The organism is Amycolatopsis sp. (genome assembly GCF_025464955.1).
Taxonomy (GTDB): domain Bacteria; phylum Actinomycetota; class Actinomycetes; order Mycobacteriales; family Pseudonocardiaceae; genus Amycolatopsis.
In genome coordinates, this window is the sequence record NZ_JAODNM010000124.1 from 204663 (window position 1) to 222742 (window position 18080).

General features: G+C 67.2%; 19 protein-coding genes. 12 read left to right on the forward strand and 7 right to left on the reverse strand.

The annotated features are described in order from the left end of the window. Positions 1 to 25: 25 nt before the first annotated feature. The 3 genes from JWQ81_RS31330 to JWQ81_RS31340 are packed head-to-tail and all read right to left on the reverse strand — an operon-like array spanning position 26 to position 1592. A complete protein-coding gene (locus tag JWQ81_RS31330; protein WP_297547320.1) occupies positions 26 to 499 on the reverse strand; it encodes a GNAT family N-acetyltransferase in 474 nt (157 codons plus the stop codon). 3 nt (positions 500 to 502) lie between these two features. After that, a complete protein-coding gene (locus tag JWQ81_RS31335) occupies positions 503 to 928 on the reverse strand; it encodes a hypothetical protein (protein ID WP_297547322.1) in 426 nt (141 codons plus the stop codon). A 34-nt stretch (positions 929 to 962) separates the two neighbouring features. Continuing rightward, on the reverse strand, positions 963 to 1592 hold the full coding sequence (locus tag JWQ81_RS31340) for a hypothetical protein (RefSeq protein WP_297547640.1): 630 nt from the start codon (positions 1590 to 1592) through the stop codon (positions 963 to 965). A gap of 145 nt (positions 1593 to 1737) precedes the next feature. Here JWQ81_RS31340 and JWQ81_RS31345 point away from each other — a divergent pair, with 145 nt between their 5' ends. The 9 genes from JWQ81_RS31345 (at position 1738) to JWQ81_RS31385 (ending at position 10371) form a co-directional block, all read left to right on the forward strand. After that, a complete protein-coding gene (locus JWQ81_RS31345; RefSeq protein ID WP_297547324.1) occupies positions 1738 to 2679 on the forward strand; it encodes an ABC transporter permease in 942 nt (313 codons plus the stop codon). A 6-nt stretch (positions 2680 to 2685) separates the two neighbouring features. Further along, complete coding sequence (locus JWQ81_RS31350; RefSeq protein WP_297547325.1) at positions 2686 to 3504, forward strand: ABC transporter ATP-binding protein; 819 nt, start codon at positions 2686 to 2688, stop codon at positions 3502 to 3504. A gap of 16 nt (positions 3505 to 3520) precedes the next feature. Then, positions 3521 to 4414, forward strand: a complete 894-nt coding sequence (locus JWQ81_RS31355) for a glycosyltransferase family 2 protein (protein ID WP_297547641.1) — start codon at positions 3521 to 3523, stop codon at positions 4412 to 4414. Positions 4415 to 4432: 18 nt separating this feature from the next. Continuing rightward, positions 4433 to 6739: a hypothetical protein gene (locus JWQ81_RS31360; RefSeq protein ID WP_297547327.1), complete on the forward strand. Its 2307-nt coding sequence runs from the start codon at positions 4433 to 4435 to the stop codon at positions 6737 to 6739. Between the two features lie 134 nt (positions 6740 to 6873). After that, on the forward strand, positions 6874 to 7041 hold the full coding sequence (locus JWQ81_RS31365; RefSeq protein ID WP_297547329.1) for a DUF397 domain-containing protein: 168 nt from the start codon (positions 6874 to 6876) through the stop codon (positions 7039 to 7041). Between the two features lie 182 nt (positions 7042 to 7223). Further along, positions 7224 to 7640: a hypothetical protein gene (locus tag JWQ81_RS31370; RefSeq protein WP_297547331.1), complete on the forward strand. Its 417-nt coding sequence runs from the start codon at positions 7224 to 7226 to the stop codon at positions 7638 to 7640. Further along, a complete protein-coding gene (locus tag JWQ81_RS31375) occupies positions 7640 to 8284 on the forward strand; it encodes a DUF3558 domain-containing protein (RefSeq protein WP_297547333.1) in 645 nt (214 codons plus the stop codon). Before JWQ81_RS31370 ends, JWQ81_RS31375 begins: the two co-directional genes overlap by 1 nt. Beyond that, entirely contained in the window at positions 8284 to 9705 is a 1422-nt protein-coding gene (locus JWQ81_RS31380) for a hypothetical protein (protein WP_297547334.1), read from the forward strand. The genes JWQ81_RS31375 and JWQ81_RS31380 overlap by 1 nt, the downstream gene beginning before the upstream one ends. Positions 9706 to 9717: 12 nt before the next feature. Further along, entirely contained in the window at positions 9718 to 10371 is a 654-nt protein-coding gene (locus JWQ81_RS31385) for an ESX secretion-associated protein EspG (protein WP_297547336.1), read from the forward strand. 109 nt (positions 10372 to 10480) lie between these two features. Here the strand turns inward: JWQ81_RS31385 and JWQ81_RS31390 are convergent, their stop codons facing one another. Together JWQ81_RS31390 and JWQ81_RS31395 are read right to left on the reverse strand one after the other, a co-directional pair. Further along, entirely contained in the window at positions 10481 to 11926 is a 1446-nt protein-coding gene (locus JWQ81_RS31390) for a hypothetical protein (RefSeq protein ID WP_297547338.1), read from the reverse strand. 208 nt (positions 11927 to 12134) lie between these two features. Further along, positions 12135 to 12911 carry an ESX secretion-associated protein EspG gene (locus JWQ81_RS31395; RefSeq protein WP_297547339.1) on the reverse strand — a complete coding sequence of 259 codons (777 nt, stop codon included), beginning with the start codon at positions 12909 to 12911 and terminating at the stop codon, positions 12135 to 12137. A gap of 91 nt (positions 12912 to 13002) precedes the next feature. Here JWQ81_RS31395 and JWQ81_RS31400 point away from each other — a divergent pair, with 91 nt between their 5' ends. Further along, positions 13003 to 13245: a hypothetical protein gene (locus tag JWQ81_RS31400; protein ID WP_297547341.1), complete on the forward strand. Its 243-nt coding sequence runs from the start codon at positions 13003 to 13005 to the stop codon at positions 13243 to 13245. A gap of 97 nt (positions 13246 to 13342) precedes the next feature. Here the strand turns inward: JWQ81_RS31400 and JWQ81_RS31405 are convergent, their stop codons facing one another. Beyond that, the gene (locus JWQ81_RS31405) at positions 13343 to 15277 is read right to left on the reverse strand and encodes a glycosyltransferase (protein WP_297547343.1); all 1935 of its coding nucleotides are present in this window, start codon (positions 15275 to 15277) and stop codon (positions 13343 to 13345) included. Between the two features lie 6 nt (positions 15278 to 15283). After that, positions 15284 to 15781 (reverse strand): GtrA family protein, encoded by a 498-nt coding sequence (locus JWQ81_RS31410; RefSeq protein ID WP_297547345.1) that lies wholly within the window; start codon positions 15779 to 15781, stop codon positions 15284 to 15286. Between the two features lie 101 nt (positions 15782 to 15882). On the opposite strand from JWQ81_RS31410, the gene JWQ81_RS31415 reads away from it, so the two are divergent. Both JWQ81_RS31415 and JWQ81_RS31420 read left to right on the forward strand, forming a co-directional pair. Continuing rightward, entirely contained in the window at positions 15883 to 17253 is a 1371-nt protein-coding gene (locus JWQ81_RS31415; RefSeq protein ID WP_297547347.1) for an FAD-binding oxidoreductase, read from the forward strand. Continuing rightward, on the forward strand, positions 17250 to 18005 hold the full coding sequence (locus tag JWQ81_RS31420) for a decaprenylphospho-beta-D-erythro-pentofuranosid-2-ulose 2-reductase (protein WP_297547349.1): 756 nt from the start codon (positions 17250 to 17252) through the stop codon (positions 18003 to 18005). The genes JWQ81_RS31415 and JWQ81_RS31420 overlap by 4 nt, the downstream gene beginning before the upstream one ends. Positions 18006 to 18080 lie beyond the last annotated feature (75 nt).

Here is an 18080-nt window from a genome sequence, read left to right on the forward strand (position 1 = left end):
GATCCTCCGGGGACGGTGGCCAGGGTCAGCTCAGGGTTTTGCGCAGCTGCCGAAACTCCCCCGCCGCGGGCACGTCGACGTAACCGGCGCGCTGGAAGAGCGCCGCCGAAGCCGCGTTGTCCCGATGGACACCGGCCAGGATGTACGCGGGACGCTGTCGCTGGGTAAGTATACGTTCACCCGCGGCGAGCATCGCGCCGGAAAGGCCGCGTCCGCGGTGCTTCGGAGCGACGGTGATACTGACTTCCCAGCTGTCGCCGCCGTTTTTGTGGTCACTGTTGTGGTCGAACCGGACGGTCCCCACCGGCTCGTTGTCCACCTCGACCACCAGCAGCAACCTGGACGGCGACGCGAGCACGTCGCGAAGCCACCCCAAGTGCCGATCGAGCGGGATCAGCCCGGTCGTCCGCGAAACGACCCGGGTCTGCGGGTCATTTCGCCATTCGAGCAGGAGTTCAGCGTCCGACTCGGTGGCTTCGCGGGCAACTGGTGGAGCCATGGCTCACGCCTCGACGGAGGCGCTCTCGCGGTCCTCGAGCTTGCGGAGCCTGTCCTCGTACCGCGCGATTCCGGCGAGGCGGACCCGGATCTGCGCGTGCTGGCGCTGGATCTCCTCGATCAGCGAACGCGACTCTGCCTGCTCCGCGGAGTCCGCCGACGGCGCGAGGCTGAGCTGCTCACGCAGGTCCTCGATCCGCGCGTCCTGCGCGGCGACGTGCGGCATCAGCCGGTCGAGCTCGTTGCGGGTCCAGTGCTGCTCGTCGTCCGCCTTCCGCAGGCTCTCTTCGATCAGCTCGAGCCGGCGGCGGTGGTCGACCGTGCAGTGCTCCTGCTCGCTCATCCGCGCGTCGAGCTCGCGCTGCCCCTCGGTGACCCGGAAGTCGACGAACCTGATGAGCCTGCCCAGCAGCAGTGATTTCGCAGTCATGGAAACGGTCCTTAAGTAAATCGAGCGGGAAGGGTCAGCGCAGGAGATCGGTGTCGCCCGTTTTGGTCCATGAGTCCAGCAGCCTGCCCTCGGCGGCGATCTGATGCTCGGGACCGACGATGCAGGAGTCGCCGGCCGCATGCTCCCACGACGTCTGGTCGGGGTCGTCGATGAAGGAGAACCCGGTGAGCAGCAGGTTCGCCGTCGGGAACGAGGTACGGGCGATCCACGCGGCCATCGTGCCGGTCGTGGACCACTTCGACTGCTCGCGGCTGGCCAGGCCCAGCGCGTCGGACAGCGGCAACGTCACTTCGCGGTTGGACACCGGGACGAACCCGAGGTCCTCGGGCCACCAGGCCGGAATCGCTTCCGGCTCCCAGTGCAGCCGGCCGGGCTCGACCATCAGGTAGAGCCGCTTGCGGTAGTCGCGGAAAACGTACGGGGTGGCGCGCACGGCCCGGTTGAACACCACGACGTGCACCCGGCTGCCCACCACCTCGGGGCCGCCGGGCTCGTCGAGGACGAACCCGTTGACCCGGATCACCAGGTCGCAGGCGTCGACCGCCTTGGCGCGCTGCGGGTCCTCCGGCAGCGGCTGATTGCCGACGACGGCGACCGAGCGGGGCTCCGGGCGGTCGGCGTAGGCCGCGAGCAGATTCACCATCAGGCTCGAAGCACCGGAAACTGCAGTCATGAGGGGAGAAACTACCAGTACATCCCGGGCGTGCGGCGCGGTCGCGCGTGCTGACCGGCCGTGCTTGCTCGGGTACCCCCGAGCAGCGTTACGCACGTGGGTACCCTCGTATCTCGTGCACGCCACCAGCACGGTTCACGCGCCCAGCGAAGACTCTGCCACCGCCTCGGACACCGTTCCGCCGCGGTCGGACAGTAAGACTTTCGCGCGCGCGGTCGCCGACCTCAAAGACGGTTTCAACCGCCGGGAACTCTGGCTCCACCTGGGCTGGCAGGACATCAAGCAGCGTTATCGCCGCTCGGTGATCGGCCCGTTCTGGATCACCATCAGCCAGGGCATCACCGCGCTCGGCCTCGGGCTGTTGTATTCACAGCTGCTCGATACGTCGATTTCGACCTTTTTGCCGTATATCACCACCGGTTTCATCGTGTGGAACTTCATCCTCGGCTGCGTGACCGAAGGCACCGAAACCTTCATCGCGAACGAAGGGCTGATAAAACATCTGCCCGCGCCGATCACGATCTACGTGTTCCGCACGGTCTGGCGCCAGACGCTGATGCTCGCGCACAACTTCTTGATCTATCTCATCGTGGTCGTCGTGTTCTGGGGCGCCATCACCAAGCACGGCTACACGATCAGCGCCGGCGGCACCCCGCAGCCGGGTCTGTCCTGGACGGCATTGCTCGCCATTCCGGGCTTCTTCCTGCTGGCGCTCAACGCGGCCTGGCTGACCGTGGTCTTCGGCATCATCTCGACCCGCTTCCGCGACCTTCCCCAGGTGGTCAGCAGCCTGATCAACCTCGCGTTCTTCGCGACGCCGATCGTCTGGTCGACCGATATCCTGGAGAAGAAGTTCGCCAACGCCGCCAGCTGGCGTGGTTACGTGGCCGAGCTGAACCCGCTTTACCACTACGTCCAGGTAGTGCGCGCACCGCTGATCGGCGCGGAGATCAACTGGCACAGCTGGGTGGTCGTCGGTGGGCTCACCGTCCTCGGCTGGAGCCTCGCGATGGTCGTCCTGCGCAACTACCGTTCCCGCGTCTCCTATTGGGTGTGACAACAAATGGTCAGCATTGATGTCTGGAACGCTTCGGTCGATTTCCCGATCTTCGACGCGAAGACGCGTTCACTGAAAAAGCGCGTGCTCGGCAAGGTCGGCGGCAAGATCGGCACCGAGAGCAAGGTGCCGGTGATCCAGGCCCTGCACGACGTGACGATCTCGGTCAACGAAGGCGACCGCATCGGCCTGGTCGGCCACAACGGCGCCGGCAAGTCGACGCTGCTGCGCCTGCTGTCCGGAATCTACGAGCCCACCCGGGGATCCGCGCGGATCCGCGGCAAGGTCGCGCCGGTGTTCGACCTCGGGGTCGGCATGGACCAGGAGATCTCCGGCTACGAGAACATCATGATCCGGGGCCTGTACCTCGGCATGACCCGCAAGCAGATGACCAAACGAGTCGACGACATCGCGGACTTCACCGAGCTCGGTGACTACCTGTCGATGCCGCTGCGCACGTACTCCACCGGGATGCGCGTGCGGCTCGCGCTCGGCGTGGTCACCTCGATCGACCCGGAGATCCTGCTGCTCGACGAGGGCATCGGCGCGGTCGACGCGGCGTTCCTCAACAAGGCCCGTGACCGCCTCAAGGACCTCGTCAAGCGGTCCGGTCTGCTCGTCTTCGCCAGCCACTCCGACGAGCTGCTCATCGAGATGTGCAACTCGGCGATCTGGATGGACGAAGGCCGCGTCAAGCAGCACGGTTCGCTGCGAGAGGTCCTCACCGCGTACAAGGGCCGCGACCCGTTCGAGAACATGAGCCAGGAGGCGATCGAGCGGCTCGGCCTCTCCGCTCAGACCGCCGCGCCGAACGGCGGGGTGTGACGTGAGCGGCGAGGCGATGGCCGCGGGTTCGGTGGTCGGCGTGGTGGTCACCATGAACCGGCGGGAGCAGCTCGCGGACTCGTTGAAGATCATCGCCGCGCAGACGCACTCGGTCGACCACCTCATCGTCGTCGACAACGGGCCCGAGCAGTCCGCGAGCGACGTCGTCAGCGGTTATCCGCTGCCGCACACGTACATCGCCTCGCACCGCAACCTCGGCGGTGCGGGCGGGTTCGCGCTCGGCATGCTGCACGCGCTGGCGATGGGCGCGGACTGGGTCTGGCTCGCCGACGACGACGGCAGGCCCGGTGACGAGAACGTGCTGTCGATCCTGTTGTCCGAAGCGGAAAAGCGCGACCTCGCCGAGATCTCGCCGATGGTGGTCAACATCGACACCCCGGACAAGCTCGCCTTCCCGTTGCGCCGCGGGCTGACGTGGAAGCGTTCGTCCGAGGAGCTGGGCGTGGACTTCCTGCCCGGCATCGCCTCGCTGATGAACGGCGCGCTGTTCCGTGCGTCCACTTTGGACGTCGTCGGCGTGCCGGACCTCCGGCTGTTCCTGCGCGGCGACGAGGTCGAGCTGCACCGCCGCCTGGTGCGGTCGGGGCTGCCGTTCGGGACCTCGCTCAAGACGACGTACCTGCACCCGGACGGCTCGGACGAGTTCAAGCCGATGCTGGGCGGCCGGTTCCACGCGCAAGACCCGGAAAACGAGTTCAAGCGCTACTACACCTACCGCAACCGCGGATACCTGCTGTCGCAGCCGGGCATGCGCAAGATCGGCGCGCTCGAAGTGCTGCGCTTCGGCCTGTACTTCGTCGGCGTCAAGCGTGATCCCAAGGCGTTCCTGCAGTGGCTGAAGCTGGTCCGACAGGGCCGCAACGAAAAGTTCTTCCGCTTCTCCAAGTAAACCGGTGCCACGCTGAAGATGACAGAGCACAATGCCACCTTGCGCTCTGCCGAGCCACCCGTCGAACCCACGGCCCAGTCGCGGCCGTGGGTTCCGGCGTTGTGGACCGGCGTCGGTCTGGTCTGGGCATTCGCACTGGTGGTGACCGGTTCCCCGCTCGGTGACGTCGTGCTGTGGTTCGTCGCGGCAGTGCTCGGGGTGCTGCTGCCCGGGGTCGCACTGGTCCGCGCGGTGCGTCCCGGGCGTGCCGCCCTGATCGAAGACGTCGGCTGGGGCATTCCGGCCGGTTTCCTCGTCGCGATCGCGGGCTGGGCCGTGGGCGCAGCGCTCCCCTGGGCTCCGCCTCCGTGGCTGTTCGGGCCGCTGGTCGTCGCGGCGCTGTTCGCCATCCCCGCTGCCCGGCCACGGCTGCTCGCGCGCCCGGGTCCTGGCTGGGGCCTGCGTCCGAACCTCGTGCTCTGCGCCGTCATGCTGGTCGTGGTCGCTTGGATGACCGTGGACTTCCTGCGGCTCAACCCGGTCGATCCGGGAGCGGCCGGCAGTTTCTCCTACCCCGACGGAATTTTCCAGCTGTCGTTGGTGGGCGAGCTCCGGCATTCGCTGGTCGTGACCTACCCGATGGTCGCGGGCGAGCCGTACTCGTACCACTGGTTCGGCCACGCGGTACTCGCCCACCTGCTCAGCGGCGGAGTGTCGCCGTTCGACGCGGTGGTCCGGCTCGCGCCGTCGACGCTGATGCCCGCGACCGTGCTCACCGCGGCCGTGGTGGCCCGCGGGGTCGCCGGGCGCGTGTCCGCCGGACCGCTCGCGGCGGTGCTGCTCGGCGCGCTGGGGACCACGGTGGCGACGCAGAGCCCGGATGGGCAGTCCCAGGCCGTGATCCAGACGTACTGGTGGGCCAGTATCACCACGGTGTTCGGCTGGATCGCGAGCCTCGCCGTGGCCGGTTGCGCCGTCGCCGTCCTCCGGAGCCGCGCGAACCCGGACGTCCCGACATGGCTGCTCGTACCGTTTCTGCTCTTCGCGGCGGGCGCGAAGTCGTCGGCCGTGCCCGTGCTGCTCGGCGGTGCCGCGCTCGCGATGGTCGCGCTGCTCATCACCCGGCAGCGGGTCCGTGCGGGTGTGCTGGTGCTCGCCGCTACCGCCGCCACCCTCGGCGCAGCCACGCTCACGGTGTACAGCGGCGGCAGTTCGGGTCTGCATGTCGACGTCTTCGGCGGCCTGGTGCGCAACGCCGGACGGCTGTTTCCCGGCCTCACCACGCCGAAGTCCGACGGCCTCGCACTGACGTTGCCCGGTGTACCGGTCACAGCCGTGCTGGTGACGGCGGTCCTGCTGTACGTCCCGCTGCTGCCGCGCCTGATCGGGTTCGTGTTCCTGGCGCGCTGGGAACGCCGTGACCCGGCGACGTGGTTCTTCGCCGGGATCGTGCTCGCCGGCGCGGGGGCGACTCTGGTGTTCCGGCATCCGGGCGAAAGCGAAGGTTTCTTCCTGCTGTCCGCGTATCCGCTCGGCGTGGTGGGCTCGGCGTGGGGTCTGGCAAGGGCGGCGGACCACGTCCGCAAACTGCCGTGGGTCCGGACAGCGCTGGCGGGGGCCGCGGCCGGGGCCGTGGCGTCGACCGTGATCGCGTTCGGCCTGCCGACGGACTGGACGCCCTCCTTCCGGCACGACCTGGAGCCTCTGGGCTTGCTCATCGTCGGCCTGGCGGTGGCGTTCGCCGCGGCTTGGGTTGTGCGGCGCGCTTCACGACGGTTCGTCGCCGTGGCCGCGGTCGGCGCGGTGCTCGGCACCGGGCTGCTGAGCACCGCGTTCTACGCGACGGCTTCGGTTACGACGTACAGCCAGATCGCGACCACCAGCCCAGGAAGCCTGCTGGTGACCCGCGACGGCCTGACGAGCGGGCACTGGCTCGACGAGCACGCCGGCCCCCACGACATCCTTGCCGCGAACCACTTGTGTACGCAGACCGGCGGCGCTCAGCCGATAACTCCCTGCCAGGCCAAGGCTTTCACCCTGTCCGCGTTGTCCGGCCGGACCATCGACGTCGGCGGCTGGGCCTACGCGTCACGCAATCTGGGCACCGCCTGGGACGCACCTCAGCACTGGACCGACCAGCCGTTCTGGGACCAGGCAAGGCTTACCCGCGAACAGACGGCGTTCAGCGCACCGACGTCCACCCTTCTCGACGGCCTCTACCGCGACGGCGTCCGCTGGCTCGTGGCCGACTCCCTAGGCACCCCGGCCGACACGACGTCCCTCGACAGGCTCGCCATCCGACGGCTTTCCTTGCCCACCATCACCATCTGGCAGCTACGCGGGTAATTGCGCCGCGGGCATAGGTGCTCCCTTGGGTGGTGCAAACAGCTCACGTACGACGCACTCGATGAGGGAGAATCACGGGAGTTCCTTGCACAACTCGCAAGTGACTACGACCAGCCCGGCGAAGGAGCTCCCTGATGCACGCGCAGCACACCCCGACTTGGCAGAAGAGCAGCTACAGCAACACCAAGGACGACTGCGTTGAGATCGCGCTGGACCCGGCCGACATGGGCATCCGCGACTCCAAAGCCCCCCACGCCGGTGCTCTGCACGTGTCCCCCCTCGCCTGGCACTCGTTCCTCTAGGACGCCGTAACTCCTGCTTAATGGCCTGACCTCGCCAAACGCACAATCTCGTGGGTTTGGTCCACTCTGCGTGCCTAACGTGTTATTTTGCGTAGTGCATAGTTTGGCGCGCAACTGGGCCGAATGGGTGAACGAGGGGTGGGGACTCCATGGCAGACGATGCTGGGCAGACAACCGGGGTAGTGGTCGGCAAGATCGACACAGCGGGTGACATCTTCGCCAAGTTCAACTTCTGGAACACCGACAGCCCCGCCGGAGGCTCTACCCCGGCCGGCGGCCAAGGGTTCAGCATGAGCGCCGACGAGATGCACGCCATGCTCACCAAAGCCAAAGCCACCCGACAACTCATCCAAGCCCAGTTCCTTCCAGCTGAGAGGCTGAGCCAGGGGGTACCGCCCGCGAATGAACCCGCCAGCAACGGGGCAGTGCTCGGCCAGAACGGCGTCAACGACACCGGACGCTACTACCAAGGCCACCTCCACATCCAGAACCAGCACTATTCATCGTTGATCCAGAAACTAGAATCGGCCCTCGGGGAGACCGTGGAAGCCGATGATCAGGCAGCCGACGCGGCGAACAAGACAGGTGGAGTACTTTGATGGTCCGTCGGTACGGTCTGACCGCTACAGCACTGGTTGTGGGAGCAGTGTTGCTCTCGGCGTGTTCCAACAGCACGGTAACCGGGGTGGCCAATACACCCTCGGCCGCGCCAAGCGATCCATCTTCGTCGTCCAATGCTGCGGTGCCGCACAGCGGCGCACCCAAAGTGCAGAACCCTTTGCCTGCCAAAGTGCTTGGCGGCAGTCCCTGCGACACAGCATTTACCGCCGCTCAGCTGACTCATTTTCTTGGTCCGACCACCCCGCCGAAGGCGACCACAGATCAGCTTGGCACTGCGTGCCTCTGGCAAAACGAGGCTGGCAACGGTTCGGGGCTCTCTGTCGGCTACCAAACCAAGGTTCACGATGGCATCAGCCTGGCATACCAGACAGTAGAGCCTACGGCTTCCCGCTGGGTGGTACTCGACTCCGTCCAGGGTTATCCAGCCATTGGGTACGTGTCGCAACACGTCGACCCCAGCGCCAAAGATAACTGCGTGATCGTGGTCGGTATCAGCGATGAACTGGCTTATTCTATTTCGCTGGGGCTCAGCGATGGTGCAATCGCCCAGCACAAGGACGCATGTCTGTCTGGCCGTGATGTTGCTGACGCGATGATGACAAATATGAAGGCGAGGGCCTGATGGGTCTCCTCGGTGACGTGATGGACGCCGCGAAGCACATCGGGTCGGGCGCCGCTCACCTGGTCGAATCAGGCGCCAAGGACCTGAGCAACATTGTGACTGGGGCTGGGGCAGGCTTGCTTCTCGGTGGTCCCGCGGGAGCGCTGATCGGCGGTTATCTGGGTTCCCAGGCCGGTGGTGGGGCGAACAATCCGACCGTCGGTGGACTGGGACCGGGCGATCTCGTCCAGCGGGTCATGCAAGGCCCTGGCACGACCTCTTTGCAGGACGTCCACCAAGCCGGTGTCGAGCAGTCCAAGGCCCAGGACCAGATCGAGTCCGGTAGTCGTGATCTGATGTCCGGGTTGGAATCGGCCTGGACCGGCAGTGGTTCGGATGCCGCACGGGCGAGTATCCAGCCGCTGGCCGACACGGCGGCGTCCGCTTCGGCGACTTTGCAGCGGAATTCCTCGTTGGCGCAGGATCAGATCGGCCAGTTCGAGTCGATGAAGAATTCGCTCCACCAGGACGTCACGAATACCGCTCCCGAAAGAAGCGCCTGGGACGTCGGTACTCCGTGGAACACCAGCACCGAAGACGCGATCAACGATCACAACCAGAAAGCCCAGGAAAACCTCGCCCGCTACACCGACTATTCGAGCCAGTCGACGGCGAACACCGGCTCACGGACCATCGACTACGGCCAGTTGGCACAGTCCCAGATCGGCGACGTCACGCTTGCCCCCACTTCGCTGACGCCGCCCCCCGGCCCCACCCATGGCCCAGGCGGCGGACCCACGCACGGCCCCGGCGGTGGGCTCACCGAATACAAGCATTCGCCGCCACCCAGCGGACCCCCTCCCGGTGGACCTCCGACTCCTGGTCCGGGAAACCAGCCCGGCACCTCCGGACTGCCCTCGGGCGGCACCGTGGCCGCGGGCTACACCCCGCCGCCGACCTCGGGCGGGTTCCAGCCGGGCGGCTTCGGTCCGGGCGGATTCGGCCCCGGTGCGAATGGTGGTAACTCGACGTACTCCCCCGGCGGCTTCGGCGGTGGGGGCGCGGGATTCGGTCCGATGGGCGGCGGCTTTGGCGGCGGCTCAAGTGGTTCGGGCGGCGGCTACGGCAGTGGCTCAAGCAGTGGCTCAAGCAGTGGAGCCGGTGCGGGCTCGGCAGGCGCCGGTCGAGGCCTCGCGGGTGGAACGAGCTCGGGTGCCGGTGCACCGGGCGAGTCGGCTGGGCGACCCGGCGGATCGGGCAGCGCGAGCGGCTCCGCGGCACCCGGCAAGGCCGGGACGAGCGGCATGGGCGGCGCCGGAAAAGGCAAGGGCGAAGGCGGCGAAGACGCCGAGCACAGCCGTCCGTCGTACCTGATGGAAGCCGACACCGACGAGATCTTCGGCAGTGACGAGCGGACAGCACCGCCCGTCATCGGTCTGTAGCCGGGCGACGAGGTGCTCCTCAACCGACCGGTTTACCTGCCAAAAGCCGTGCTGCTGAAGGTCTGGGAATGGGAAGGCCACGGCAGCCCGCCCGCGGTCTTCGGCCCGGACAACTACTGGCTCGGCGACGAGACCAAGAAACAGTACGAGGACAAGGTGCTCGACGTGCTCGTGGGCCTGGGGCTCGGTGCGGGCGGCACCGTAACCAAGGAGTTCCGTGAGGTTCTCCGCGTGCTGGCTCAAGGGACGCAGCAGTTCAGCGCTTGGCTGGGCAGCGTGGAGACCGACGAATCGGCGGGGACGCTCGTCTCCGTCCGCGGGTCCGACGCCGTTCGGCTCGTTCGCCAGGACGACAGGGTGCGCCTAGATTCCGTCGCCGTCGAGTACCCCGCGGAGTCGTTGGTCGGTCTGCTGCCACCGGTGCCGCCGGTGCGGATGGACCCGATCACCGTTCCGAACGCCCGGTTCGGTCCTCGGAAACCGCGCGCCGACGAGCCGTACGAGCTGAAGGTGTCCACCGGGTACGCGCCGCCTGACCCCGCGCGCCGGGCGAAGGACCTCGCTGCCGGCAAGCGATCCGGCGTCCACCAGTTCTACGCGACGAAGGCCGGCGGCCGGAGTAAACCGTTGACAGTGCTGACATCCTCGGCGAAGGCAGGCTACTGACGTACGTCTTCGAACGGCCACGCGAGGAAGCGATGGTCAGCTTCCAGCCAGGCACCAGGGAAAACGTGACTCGGGCGCTCTACTCGACTTTCGCCGGGATGCGGTAGCGCTACTCGCCGATGACCGGAGGCGAGGTGCGCTCGTTGGTACCGAACACCTCGTCCGGATCGCCTTCGACGAGGTAGGTCGGACGCTGGTGCTCCTGGTCTTCCTCGCCCTTGCCACCGCGGCCGCCACCCATTCCGCCGGACGCGCCGGTTTTCCCCGGGGTGGACCCCATTCCCCGGCCCGCGGCCGACTCGGCCGCACCGACTCCGCCCGGTTTCGCCGCGCCTGAGCCGCTGCCCGCGGCCGGCTCGGAAGAGCCGCCAGACAACGAGCCGCTGCCGCCGGGACCGAACCCGCCACGCCCGAGCTTGCTGTTGTACTCCTCGGCGTCGCCGAAGCCGCCCATGCCGCCGCCCATTCCGCCCATCGGCATCGGGCCCATTCCGCCCATTCCGCTGTTGTTGCTAGCGGCAGGCGGCGGAGCGATGTTGGCCTGCGGCTGGAAGCTCTGGGCGCTGGTATGTCCTTGCCCCAGGTTCACGCCTCCAGTGGTGTTGCCCGGCTGAAGCTGTTGCTGGGTACCAGCATCGGTCGACTTGCCCTGCGACGCGCTACTACTCGACGTGCCTCCGCCACCGCCGGCGGAGGAGAAGTCGGAGGAGGAGTGTGTGCCACCGCCGCCGGTCGGCATCGGGTTGTTCGTACCGCCGCCGCCGGTCGCGGCGAACTTCGGCGGGTCGGCGAACACCGGCTGCTTCGACGCGGCGGTGTAGAGGTCCTTGTCGTACTGCGACAGCACGCCGGCGGCCTCTTCGTGGGCTTTTTGGCTCTGCTGCTGCAGTTTGAACGAGTCGCCGACCGCGGTGCCCATATCGAGCGGTCCGGCGGTGGCCCATTTCTTGAACTCGTCGTTCCAGCTGAACGGGACCGGGTCCGGCATCTTGCTCTTGGCCGCCGCGGCGGCGTTGCTCTGCTCGTAGATGGTCTCGGCGGCGAGCTGCGCGTTCTGCGAGTTCGCGTCCGACCATTTGGTGAGACTGCTGAAGTACCCGCGGGCGGCCTCGGCCGAGTCGCCTTCCCAGGCGCCTTGCGACTTGTTGACCGCGGCGTTGAACTTCGTGCCGAAGTTGTCGAACGCCTTCTGGACGCCGGCGTACGCGTTGGAGACGTCGGTGACCTGGCCGGTGTTGAGGTTGGTGTTGACGTACTGCTTCAGCTGGGCGTGGTCGGTGCCCAGGTACAGCCCGTCGGAGGCCTGCAGACCCGGGACGAACTCGACGTCGTGCCCGGACGACAGGGTCGTGACGTTCTTCGTGCCGATCGCGGCGGCCCGCTGCTTGCCCGCGTTTTCGGCCTGGCTCCGCTTGAAGTCGTTAAGCAGGTTGCCGAACCAGCTGCCGTCGTCGGGATACCCCGCGTCGGCCTGCTGCTGCAGATACTGCTCACGGGCCGCCGGAGGCATGTCCGCAAGCTGCTGCTGGCTCTTCGGCGGCTGCGGCGCTGTCATCGCGCACCCCGCCCGCTGGTCTTGGCTAGAAAACGCATTACCGCCCCACAGTTTCGCCGTACAACGTCCGCGGCCGCATTCTACAAGCCGCGGCCGACCCGGGGCGACCGTTTCGCGAAGTGCCCCCCGCCGCTCGACCGCCGATCGACCGCCGATCGACCGCCGATCGACACTGTGACGCGGTGACTTTCGGGATGGTTCCCGCAGCCTAGAAATAGCCCTCGAGCTGCTCGAACAGCTGCTGCGCGATGCGTGCGTTGTCGGCCGGAGCGTAGGTCAGCCAGCTCTGGCCGTCGGCTGCCTCACGCGTGGTCATCAGGTACCGGCCGGTCTCCGTGTCGAACCAGGCGAGCGGGCTCAGGTCGGTCTCGCGACCATGGCGGCCCTGCACGAACGCGGTGAACTGACCGACACGCAGCTTCGGCTTCTCGAAGATCCGCTCGACGGACCGCAGCTGCGGCGAGACCCACCTCGGCGCGCTGACCTGCGAAAACGCGTTGTACCCGGCATCGTCCGGGCGGCGGTTGCGCGGCGGCGCGGGCGCGGGTTTGGCGACGGTGACCGACTGCCCCGGCGCGGCAGGCGTCAGCGGGATCAGGTCGACGATCGACGCGACGATCGAGGTGGGCCTGGTCTCTTCGAAGCGCAGCATGTTCTCGTCCTGGCGGACGACGATCGCGAACTGCCCGTCGGACGCCGCCCGGGCGAACAGCGCCTTTCCCCCGTCAAGACTGGCGGCGGCCGAGATCGACAGACGGGACCTCACGAACGTCGCCAGCCCCAGCTCGACGTCGGCGTCGAGGCGCCCGCCACGCAGCACGCCCCGCGACTCGAGATCGCGGAACACCGCTTCGCGGATCTGTGCGCGCTGGGTGAATGTGGTGCCCAGGTGACCGACGGTGAACGGGAACGGGGCACGGCCCAAGTTCTCCTGCTCGAGCAGGATGTCCACGGCTGCCAGCGACAGCGAGAACGAGTACGGCATCGCCAAAATCCTCACCTACCTGCGTCGAACGGTATCTCAGCCCTCAGCGAACCCGCTTGCCGCGACGCTCCCGCACTGATGTGGTGGTCGTATGGCTGATCAAAAACCCGCACTCGTCCTGCATCTGGCCGCGGGCGGCGAACCACTGCTGTTCGCCGTCACCGACGAAGACGCCACAAAGTACGAGGAAAAACTGCCCGGACTCGTCAAGAGCAGCGCCATCGAGTCGGTCCAGACGAAGGACGGCTCCAAGGTCACGATCAACTTCGCGCACATCGCCGTCGCCTACATCGACGACCTGCAGCGCAAGGGCCGCGTTTTCGGCCTGCACTAGAGGCCGCTCGCGACGTTCCCTCGGGGCCACCCTTGTGGCGTTCAAAGCCATAAGGGTGGCCCCGAGGGGTCCTTGACGCCCCTACAAGACGCGCGGATCAAAGCTCGTAGAGCCGCTTCCAGTTTTCGCGGCTGGTCAGCTCCGGCATGGCGCGCTTGTACTGCTCCTGGACACCGGCGCCTTCCTTGCGCAGCCGGTTGATCACCTTGGCGCCGCGCCGGGCGAGGTCGAACATCTTCGCCCGGTCGTACTTCCGCACGCGGACGCCCTCCTGGTTGGCGTCGGTCACGACGGCGGTGTCGAACTGGGCCACGTGCCACCAGTTCGCCTCGTCGGTCGGGATGGCGCCGAGGGAGTGCTTGTGCCTGCCGAGGAGGCGGTCGAAGACGCGCTTGAGCAGGATGACGCGCTGCAGGCTGGGCCGCGGCGCGCTGTTGATGATCCCGATGTCGTTCGACGCGATCCCCGGCACGTCGGTGGCCGGGTGGCGCTTCGTCTCCGGGTACTCGTCGCGGATGCGGCGGATGTCCTTCATCGCGGCGACACCGCCGTCACGCAGGATCTCCGGGCCCTCGAGGAAGTCCTCGACGGCCTTGATCAGCGTGGCCGAGAGGCCGTACTGCATCCCGAGCAGGTACCTGATCAGCTGCGCGACGAGCACACGCGAAAGCAGGTTGAGGTTGAACGGGCTGTGCAGTGCCGCGGTGATGATCGAGTTGCGCAGGTTGAAGTACCGGTGCCACTCGTCCCAGTCCTTCCAGTGGAAGTCGGCGTGCCAGACGCCAGCGCCGGGAAGGGTGACTGTGGGGAAGCCGTGCTCGCGGGCGCGGTAGCTGTACTCGGCGTCGTCCCACTGGAAGAAGAACGGCATCGGGTACCCGGTGGCTTTGACGATCTCGTACGGGATCAGGCAGGACCACCAGCCGTTGTACCCGGCGTCGAGGCGACGCTCCTGGCGGTTCGGTTTGAGGGTCTCCTCGTCCACGCCGAGCAGGTCCGCGGTGGACAGGCTGTGCTCGACCGGCTGGCCGGGCTCGAGGGTGTTCAAGTTGGCGTACTCGGCGCCGACGTGCAGCTGGTTCGGGTGCAGCAGGTTCAGCATCTGGCCGCCGACGATGATCGGGTTCGCCGAGCGGTTGGAGAACGCCGTCATCCGGATCACCAGGTCCGGCTCGAGCAGCACGTCGTCGTCCATGAACAGGACGTTCGCGTGCTCGGTCTCGGTGTGCCCGGCGACCTCGTAGAGGCCGCGGGTGAACCCGCCGGCGCCGCCGAGGTTCGGCTGGATGATGTAGTGCAGCTTCTCGCCGAGGTCCTTCGCGACCTGCGCGAACCCGTCGCGGGAGTCGACCCGGTCGGTGCCCTGGTCGGCCACGTAGATGGCGTCGAGGGTGTCCAGCGAGGAGATGTCCCCGGCGAGGGCCCGCAGGTTGGCGAGGCAGTCGTCGGCGCGGTTCATCGTGCAGATGGTGACCGCAGTCGGCCGGATCTTCTCCGGCGCCTCGACCGTCCAGCGCACCTGCTCGATGGTCAGCGTCTGGCCGCCCTCGGTCTCGAGGTCGAGCCAGAGCGCGCCGCCGTCGTAGAACCGGTCCAGCTTGGCGGTGAGCGACACGGCCAGCGCCTTCGCGCCGACGATGTTCTGCGCCGCGACGACCCGAGCGTCGCCCTCGACGTCGGAAGCGCCGACCGTGAGGAGGCCGTCACCGGAGACGACTGCCTCGACGGTGACGTCCTTCGCGGTGGTCCAGCGCTGCCAGTAGCTGGCCGGGAAGCGGCCGAAGTAGGTGTTGCCGGACACCTTCGAACCGGGCTCGACGCGGACACTCGTCCGGTCGCGCACGACCGTGCCCCACTCGAGCTCGGCGTACATGTCCTTGCTGATCACCGGCGACGGGCCGGCGTACAGCCCACGCTGCGCGGTGAGCCTGCCCTGCGGAGCACGCTCGGCGAAGGTCGTCTCGTCAGCGGCCGACACGCTGGGGCCTGCCGTTGGGGCGGCCGCGGTCACGGCTCCTGCTTTGCCGGGCATAGATCCTCAGTTCTCCTCTAGTGGCTTTTCAAGAACGGGGGTTTTCTCAGGTGCGGGCTCGCGGAAAACAACCCACTTGAGCATCACGAAATTGATCACGGTCGCGGTTGCCTGGGAAACGACCCAACCGAGGGTGCTCTTCCACGTCGACTCTGGCAGAAGACTCAGCATCAGGCCATTCACACTCACCGCGACGAAGAACGTCACCGTGTAAAGCGCCACAAAACTCCCGATCTGGGCGGCGCCGGTCTTGCGCCCACCTGCGAACGTGAATTTGCGGTTAAGAAAATAGGCAGTGGTGGTACCGATGATGAAACTGATCGCCCTGGCGACGTCGACCCATGGTGACGCGGACATCCCGAGCGCGCGCAGGCCCTGGTAGGTGCCGAAATCGAGCAGCGCGCAGCAACCACCGATCACCGCGAAGCGGATGAGCTGCCCGAGCAGCCCGGGAGCGGCCGGTTTTTCCGCCGTCACACTCGCCTGGGGGTTGGTCGCCACCACTGCTCTACCTCACGGATTTCGATCGGCTGGAGCTTGAAGTGTAGAAGCGGGCACTTCAGGGGCATGTCTCGGGCGGGGTTCGGCACCATTACGCTGGTCGCGTGACCGACTACCCCCATACCGAGCGGCGCACCCTCACCGGCTGGGCTCGAACGGCACCGACCACCGCCGAGGTCCTCACCACCACGGACCTCGACGCCATCAGCCGAGCGGTGACCAGGGCGGGCGAACGCGGCGTCATCGCGCGCGGCCTCGGCCGGTCCTACGGCGACCCCGCGCAGAACGCCGGCGGCCTGGTGATCGACATGACCGCGTTGAGCCGGATCCACTCGATGGACCCCGACTCCGCGATCGTCGACGTCGATGCCGGCGTCAGCCTGGACCAGTTGATGCGCGCGGCGCTGCCGTACGGCCTGTGGGTCCCGGTGCTGCCCGGAACGCGCCAGGTCACCATCGGCGGCGCGATCGCCAACGACATCCACGGCAAGAACCACCACAGCGCGGGCAGCTTCGGCAACCACGTCGTGTCGATGGACCTGCTGACCGCCGACGGCCAAGTGCGCACCGTCACCCCGGACGGTCCCGATTCGGAGCTGTTCTGGGCCACGGTCGCCGGCATCGGCCTCACCGGCATCATCCTGCGCGCCAGGATCAAGATGACGAAGACGGAAACGGCGTACTTCAAGGCGGACATCCAGCGCACCGCGAACCTCGAGGAAACCCTCGAACTCGTCAGCGACGGCTCGGACGACAACTACACGTATTCATCCGGCTGGTTCGATTCGATGTCGGTCGGCCCGAAGCTGGGCCGCGGGGCGTTCCAGCGCGGTTCACTGGCCAAGCTGGACGAGCTGCCGCCGAAACTGCGCGCGGACCCGTTGAAGTTCAACGCCGTCCAGCTGGCGAAGCTGCCGGACGTCTTCCCGAACGGGTTGGCGAACAAGCTTTCGTTCACCGCGATCGGCGAGCTGTACTACCGCAAGACGGCGAAAAACGCACGTGGCGTGATCCAGAACCTGACGGCGTTCTACCACCCGCTGGACCTCTTCGGCGAGTGGAACCGCGCGTACGGCTCGAAGGGGTTCGTGCAGTACCAGTTCAGCACTCCACTGAACGCCCACGAGCCCCTCACCCGGATCCTCCACAAGATCGCCGAGTCGGGACACGTGTCCTTCCTCAACGTGTTCAAGCGCATGGGCGAGGGCAACCGGGCGCCGCTGTCCTACCCGCACCCCGGCTGGATGGTCTGCCTGGACTTCCCGGTCAAGGATGGCCTCAGCGCCTTCTGTCAGGAGCTGGACGAGGACGTGCTCGCCTTCGGCGGCCGCCTGTACACGGCCAAGGATTCCCGCACCTCCCCCGAAACGTTCGCGAAGATGTATCCACGCATCGACGAGTGGCGCAAGGTCCGCGCTTCCGTAGACCCCGATGGCGTTTTCGCCTCGGACATGAGCCGAAGGTTGGAACTGTGATCGACGCCGTTGGAAACCCCCAGTCGCTGCTGCTGCTCGGCGGCACCTCCGATATCGCGCTGGCAATCGCCGAGAAGTACCTCGCGCAGCGCCCACTGAAGGTCATCCTGGCCGCGCGGAAGTCCGAGCGCCTGGACGCGGCCGTGCAGCGCATCAAGAACGCGGGCGGCGAGGTGTCCACTGTGGACTTCGATGCCAAGGACACCGCCTCGCATCCCGGTGTGCTCGACAAGGCGTTCGCCGACGGTGATGTCGACGTCGCCGTCGTCGCGTTCGGACTGCTCGGCGACCCCGAAGAGGTCTGGCAGGACCACGCCAAGGCCGTCGAACTCGCCGCGGTGAACTACACGGCGGCCGTCTCCGTCGGCGTCGCGCTGTCGGACCGGCTGAAGAAGCAGGGCCACGGCACGATCATCGCGCTGTCTTCCGTCGCCGGTGAGCGCGTCCGCCGGTCGAACTTCGTTTACGGCTCCACCAAAGCCGGTTTCGACGGGTTCTATCTGGGCCTCGGCGAGGCGCTGCGGCCGCTGGGCGTGCGGGTGACCGTCGTCCGGCCTGGGCACGTCAAGACCAAGATGACCGCCGGGCTCCCGGACGCGCCGCTCGCGCAGACCGCCGAGCAGGTCGCCGAGATCGCCGTCGACGCCGCCAAGAAGGGCAAGGAGCTCGTCTGGGCTCCCGCGCCGTTCCGGGCCGTCATGTCGGTACTGCGGCACGTCCCCCGCCCCATCTTCCGCAAACTTCCGTTCTAGGACTCGTGAGCGTTCCGGCACGCCCGGGTGCGGGTGCCCCGCAGGGCACAGTAAGCGGCCGGAACGCTCACGAGG

Excerpts from the sequence above, each read along its gene's own strand:
- JWQ81_RS31330 (WP_297547320.1), bottom strand. The coding sequence starts at position 499 with ATGGCTCCACCAGTTGCCCGCGAAGCCACCGAGTCGGACGCTGAACTC.
- JWQ81_RS31335 (WP_297547322.1), bottom strand. The coding sequence starts at position 928 with ATGACTGCGAAATCACTGCTGCTGGGCAGGCTCATCAGGTTCGTCGAC.
- JWQ81_RS31340 (WP_297547640.1), bottom strand. The coding sequence starts at position 1,592 with ATGGTGAATCTGCTCGCGGCCTACGCCGACCGCCCGGAGCCCCGCTCG.
- JWQ81_RS31350 (WP_297547325.1), top strand. The coding sequence starts at position 2,686 with ATGGTCAGCATTGATGTCTGGAACGCTTCGGTCGATTTCCCGATCTTC.
- JWQ81_RS31355 (WP_297547641.1), top strand. The coding sequence starts at position 3,521 with ATGGCCGCGGGTTCGGTGGTCGGCGTGGTGGTCACCATGAACCGGCGG.
- JWQ81_RS31360 (WP_297547327.1), top strand. The coding sequence starts at position 4,433 with ATGACAGAGCACAATGCCACCTTGCGCTCTGCCGAGCCACCCGTCGAA.
- JWQ81_RS31365 (WP_297547329.1), top strand. The coding sequence starts at position 6,874 with ATGCACGCGCAGCACACCCCGACTTGGCAGAAGAGCAGCTACAGCAAC.
- JWQ81_RS31375 (WP_297547333.1), top strand. The coding sequence starts at position 7,640 with ATGGTCCGTCGGTACGGTCTGACCGCTACAGCACTGGTTGTGGGAGCA.
- JWQ81_RS31380 (WP_297547334.1), top strand. The coding sequence starts at position 8,284 with ATGGGTCTCCTCGGTGACGTGATGGACGCCGCGAAGCACATCGGGTCG.
- JWQ81_RS31390 (WP_297547338.1), bottom strand. The coding sequence starts at position 11,926 with ATGACAGCGCCGCAGCCGCCGAAGAGCCAGCAGCAGCTTGCGGACATG.
- JWQ81_RS31395 (WP_297547339.1), bottom strand. The coding sequence starts at position 12,911 with ATGCCGTACTCGTTCTCGCTGTCGCTGGCAGCCGTGGACATCCTGCTC.
- JWQ81_RS31400 (WP_297547341.1), top strand. The coding sequence starts at position 13,003 with ATGGCTGATCAAAAACCCGCACTCGTCCTGCATCTGGCCGCGGGCGGC.
- JWQ81_RS31405 (WP_297547343.1), bottom strand. The coding sequence starts at position 15,277 with ATGCCCGGCAAAGCAGGAGCCGTGACCGCGGCCGCCCCAACGGCAGGC.